The organism is Pseudomonas sp. PS01300, from assembly GCF_029960155.1.
Lineage (GTDB): Bacteria > Pseudomonadota > Gammaproteobacteria > Pseudomonadales > Pseudomonadaceae > Aquipseudomonas > Aquipseudomonas palmensis.
This window is the reverse complement of sequence record NZ_JASCPN010000121.1, coordinates 1-5,578: the sequence shown is the minus strand read 5'-3', so window position 1 is coordinate 5,578 and position 5,578 is coordinate 1. Positions and strand designations below refer to the sequence as shown.

Sequence of the window (5,578 nt, the reverse complement as noted above, 5' to 3'; positions counted from 1 at the left end):
TGGTGTTCGGCGACGACCAGACCGTATTCCCCACGCTGGCCCCGGTGGCCTACCAGCAGGACACCGGGCTGGTGGCCGACGTGCCGGTGATCAAGCGCTTCGGCCTGCGCCTGGCCACGCGCACCAGTCGCACCACGCGGCGCGACTACGACTTCACCAAACCGCGCATCCAGCTCGAAAGCGACGCCGACAGCGGTGCTGCGCCGGACCTGGAAGACTACGACTACCCGGCGCGCTTCAGCGACCGCGCGCGCGGCAAGCACCTGGCCACCCGTGCCCTGGAGCGCCACCGCAGCGACTACCGCCTGGCCGAGGGGCGCAGCGACCAGCCGAGCCTGGTCAGCGGGCATTTTCTGAGCCTGACCGAGCACGCCAACCCGGCCTGGAACGACCTGTGGTTGCTCACCGAAATCATCCACGAAGGCAAGCAGCCGCAGGTGCTCGAAGAGGTGATCAGCAGCGACGTCACCGACCTCAAGGACGACTTCCACCAGGGCTATCGCAACCGCTTCTGCGCCACGCCGTGGGACGTGCCGTATCGACCGCCGCTGAGGCATCCCAAGCCACGGGTGCTGGGCTCCCAGCGCGCCGTGGTGACCGGCCCCGAAGGCGAGGAGATCTATTGCGACGAGTACGGCCGGGTCAAGGTGCAGTTCTTCTGGGACCGCGAAGGCCAATCGGACGACAAGACCACCTGCTGGATGCGCGTGGCCTCCAACTGGGCCAGCCAGAGCAGCTTCGGCGCCATCTCGCTGCCGCGTATCGGCATGGAGGTGCTGATCACCTTTCTGGAAGGCGACCCCGACCAGCCGCTGATCACCGGTTGCCTGTACCACGGCGCCAACCTGCCGCCGTACCGGCTGCCCGACTTCAAGACCCTGGCCACGGTCAAGAGCAAGGAATACAAGGGCAGCCGCAGCAACGAGCTGCGCATCGACGACACCACCAGCGAGATCAGCATCGCCCTGCGCAGCGACCACGGTGCCAGCGCGATCAACCTGGGCTACCTGACCCACCCGCGCCCCTCGGGCGGCCAGCCGCGCGGTGAGGGTTTCGAACTGCGCACCGACCGGCATGGCGCCGTGCGTGCGGCGGCGGGCCTGCTGCTGACCACCGAGCCGCGCCATCACGAAGCCAAGCACCACAAGGACCTGCCCGAGACCGCCGAACGCCTGGCCACCGCCAGCGAGCAGCAGGACGGCTTTGGCCAGCAGGCGCGCGAGGTACAGGCGCAGGAGGCGGGCGACCAGGACGAGGTGGCCAAGGCCCTGCATGCGCAGCACCAGGGCATCGTCGGCAGCGGCCCGACCAACCAGAGCGCCAACGAATTTCCCGAGTTCAGCGAACCGCACCTGGTGCTGGCCAGCCCGGCGGGCATCGCCCTGACCACGCCGCGCTCGACGCATGTCGCGACCGGTGAACACCTGGCGTTGAGCAGCACCGGGCACACGAGCCTGTCGATCGGCAAGCGGCTGTTGGCCAGTGCCAGCCAGGGCATGCGGTTGTTCGTGCAGAACATGGGCTGGCGGTTGGTGGCGGCGTCGGGCGACATCGATATCAAAGCGCTGAAAGACAACATCAACCTGTTGGCCAAGCTCGACATCACTGCCAATGCCGATCGCATCACGCTGACAGCCAAGACCGAACTGGTGGTGCAGGGCGGCGGCAGTGCCACCACCTACAACGCCAGTGGCATCACCCACGTGACCACCGGGCCGTACACCGCGCACGCGGCGAACTTCGCCCATGTGGGGCCCAAGAGCCTGGCCGGGACCTTCCCCGAGCCGCCGAAACCGGGCAAGGGCGATCTGGAGTTGCTGTACCAGTACGCCAACAGCAAAGGCGTGAAAACCGGCGACTACAACGTGACCGACGCACTGGGCAAATCGATCAAGGGTACGCTCGACGCCGACGGCTTCAACCTCGCCAGCGGTGCCGCCCTCGGCCCGCTGTGGGCCGACTTCGGCCTGGACCCGGCTGACACCTGGGCCGAGGCCAGCCACTTTGGCGCCAGCACGTGGCCGCTCAGCCCCTCACTCGACGATATCGCACCCGGCCAGCAATCAGTGGTCGGCGAGGTGCTGGGCGCGGCCAGGGATGGCCTGGAGAACGGCAAGGCACTGGTGCAGCAAGGCATGGACAAGGGCAAAGGACTGGTACAGGACGTTATGGCACAAGGAAAGACAATGGCCCAGGGCCTCATGGGCCCCGGTGGCTCTGCAGTGATGGACGATGGCAAGGCGCTTGCGGGCAGCGGGCTGCAACTGGCCAGAAGTGGCCAGGCGGCCTTGCAGCAGGCACAGCAGGTGGGCGCTGCACTCAAGGGCGAGCCTGCCGCGATGGCCGGCCTGGCCAGTAGCGTGGTGCCCGGCGCAGCGGCGTCGCTGGAAGCGGCAAGGGCGCTCAAGACCTTGCCCGGTCTGGCCCAGCCGACCTTGCCGAGCAGCCCGGCCAAGGCTCTGGCCAGCCGCGAGGTGCTGGCATGAGCGAGTCCGCCAAACCCCGCGAACCCCAGGTCGCGGTCGCCCCGCTCAACACCATCGACGCCAAGGACGTGGGCCGCGGCGCCGCCGAATTCGACGCCTGGCTGCAATCGATCAGCGGTGGCACCGTCACCCTGGAGCGCATCAAGTCCGTGGCCGGCGCCTTGCCGGTGGTGGGCAACATCATGGCCCTGGTGGATGCACTGGGGGACGTGGTCACCCTGGTCAAGAGCAAGCAGCGCGAGGTGCTGGACTGGGTCAGCCTGGGCATCAACCTGATCGGCGTACTGCCGGCACCGCCGACCATGGCGGCCGCGCGCATGAGCCTGCGCCCGACGTTGTTCCTGGTGCGCCAGGAACTGCGCAACAGCGCCAAGATGCTGCTCGGCGACTCGCTTATCCAGGTGCTGATCGGCCATTTGAACGCCACCATCGCCGGCACCATCGACGACTTCGTCACCCAGGCCAAGCCCAGGCTGGCCGAGATTCTTGACGCGGCGGGTGCGAAGGGCACCCAGATGCTCGGCGAAATCGCCGACGGCCTGGACGCCGTGGCCACCGGCCAGCTCGATGCCAGGAGCGACCGCACGGCGATGAGCCAGCAATTGTCTGCGGCTGGCGACCAGCTCACGCACAGCCCCAGGGCGGCGATCAGGAATATCTTCGGTGCGATGCACAGTGCCTGCAAGGCTGCGGGCAAGGGGGTGGTGAACAGCGCCGTGAGCAAGCTGGTGTCGGATGACATCAAGGCTCAGGTACTGGCCCAGACCGGGCAGTTGCGCAAGCTGGGGCCGGAGTTGGCGCGCCAGTTGAACAGGCTGGCGGACCCGTCGCTGGCGATGAGCATCGGTTCGATGCTCAATGTGCTGGACGGCGCCGTGAAGGGCTTTCGCAAGCGCAACAAGAACGGGCAGTCGGGCGTGAGCAAGCCGGGCACCGTGACCCAGGTGGAACGGGAGAAACCCAAGGGGGAGCTGGGGGCGACGGCCAGGCAGCATGAGGCGACGTCTACTCCCAGCCCCACGCGCCGCAGGTGTCCTCCGGAACCGAAAAGCCACTCGAACCACGCGATCAGTTTTTCGTTGGGCTCCGAGTTCATCATTCATACCGACTTTGTTCTGCCGGGTGCCTTCCCCATCGAGTGGCAGCGTATCTACCACTCACGCCTGGCCGAGTACGATCAGGGCAGCCTGGGTGCGCGATGGATCACTGAGTTCACCACACGTATCGATGTGGTCGACATGGGCCTGCTGTTTCATGACCACGATGGCCGCAGCCACGCGTTCGACCTGCCCAAGGTCGAGAAGTCGAAGTACAACGCCATCGAGGACCTGCTGCTGGTACGCAGTCGTGAAGACGAGCTGGTGATCTGCCGCGGTTTTGATCGCAAGGAGTATTACCTGCGCGTGGGCGAGCGCTATTACTTGCAGAAGATCCTGCTGCAGAACGACGCCGGTTGCATGCTGCATTACGAGCACCGCCACGATGGGCGCCCGGTGCTGTCCGACATCATCACCTTTCAGGGCGACATGAGTGACGTGCACCGTCACCTGGGCACCCTGATCGATGACCACGGCTACCTCACCGGCCTGTGGGAAATGCACGACGGGCAACCGCTGCGCCAGCTGTGCGCCTACCACTACGATGACCACGGCGACCTGATTGCCGCGCAGGACGAGCACGCCGCCACCTGGCACTACCAGTACCAGAACCACCTGGTAACCCGTTACACCGACCGTACCGGTCGGGGCATGAACCTGGAGTGGAATGGCAGTGCGTTCGATGCCAAGGCCATCCACGAGTGGGCCGATGACGGTAGCTACGACACGCGTCTGGAATGGGACGAAAACATTCGGCTCACCTACGTCACCGACGCCTATGGCCAGGAGACCTGGTACTACTACGACATCCTCGGCCACTTGTACCGCATTCGTCACCCCGACGAACGTTCGCAATGGCTGTTCCGTGATGAACGCAAGAACCTTCTGCGCCACGTCCATCCGGATGGTAGCGAGGATCGCTACGACTACGACGAGCAGGGCAGCGTGGTGCGGCATATCCGTGCCGACCACAGCCAGGTTCACTTTGCCTACGATGACCGCCGTCGCCCGATCAGGATCCGCGACGCCGAGGCCGGTGTGTGGGAACGCCAGTACGACCTCAAGGGCAACCTCAGCGAAACCGTCGACCCGCTGGGCAACAAGACCGAGTTCGCCTACACACCCTCCGGTCTGGTCAAGGCGATCAAGGACGCCAACGGCAACGAAAAGGCGCTGGTGTACAACGACGCCGGGCAACTGGTCGAGTACACCGACTGCTCGGGCAAGACCAGCAAATGGGCCTATGACGATATCGGGCAGTTGGTGCAGTTCACCGATGCCGCCGGCAACAAGACCCAGTACACGTACAAGGCCGGCCAGCTCGCCCTGGTCATCCACCCGGACAAGACCGAAGAGCGCTTCGAGCGCGATGCCGAGAGTCGCCTGCTGGCCCACGTCGATGCCCTCGACCGCTGTACCACATGGACCTACACCGTCGCTGGCTTGCTGGCCGAGCGTGTGGATGCGGCCGAGAACACTCTGCGTTATCGCTGGGACAAACTGGGCCGCCTCACGGGCCTGGAAAACGAAAACGAAAGCCACGCCAGTTTCCGCTACGACCCGGTCGGCCGTCTGCTGGAAGAGAGCGGCTTCGACGGCCTCACCACGCGCTACCAGTACGACACGAACACTGGGCGCCTGACCTCCACCCACGTCGGGCAACGCCGCCTCGACGTCACCTTCGATCCCGTCGGCCGTCTCATTTCCCGCGTGGCCAGCCAGGGTGACCAGCGCGAGGAAGAAACCTTTGCCTACGACGGCAACGGCAGGCTGATCCAGGCCATCAACGCCGCGAGCAAACTGCAGTGGTTCCATGACGAGGCCGGCAACCTCGTTCGTGAACACCAGCACTACCTGGCCACCGGCACCCCGATGGTCGCGGTGTGGCAGCACGAGTACGACGCCCTCAACCTGCGTACCTCCACCACTCGTCCGGACGGGCACAAGGTCAGCTGGCTGACCTACGGTAGCGGTCATCTGTTGGGCATGACGGTC

General features: G+C 65.6%; 2 protein-coding genes. Both read left to right on the top strand.

Annotated elements, in window-relative coordinates:
• Positions 1-2,486 (top strand): type VI secretion system Vgr family protein (tssI, locus tag QMX96_RS26410; protein WP_282362705.1); only part of this gene is annotated, 2,486 nt, incomplete at its 5' end.
• Positions 2,483-5,578: DUF6531 domain-containing protein (locus tag QMX96_RS26405; protein WP_282362704.1), on the top strand; the 3,096-nt coding region annotated here is incomplete at its 3' end. The genes tssI and QMX96_RS26405, both read left to right, overlap by 4 nt.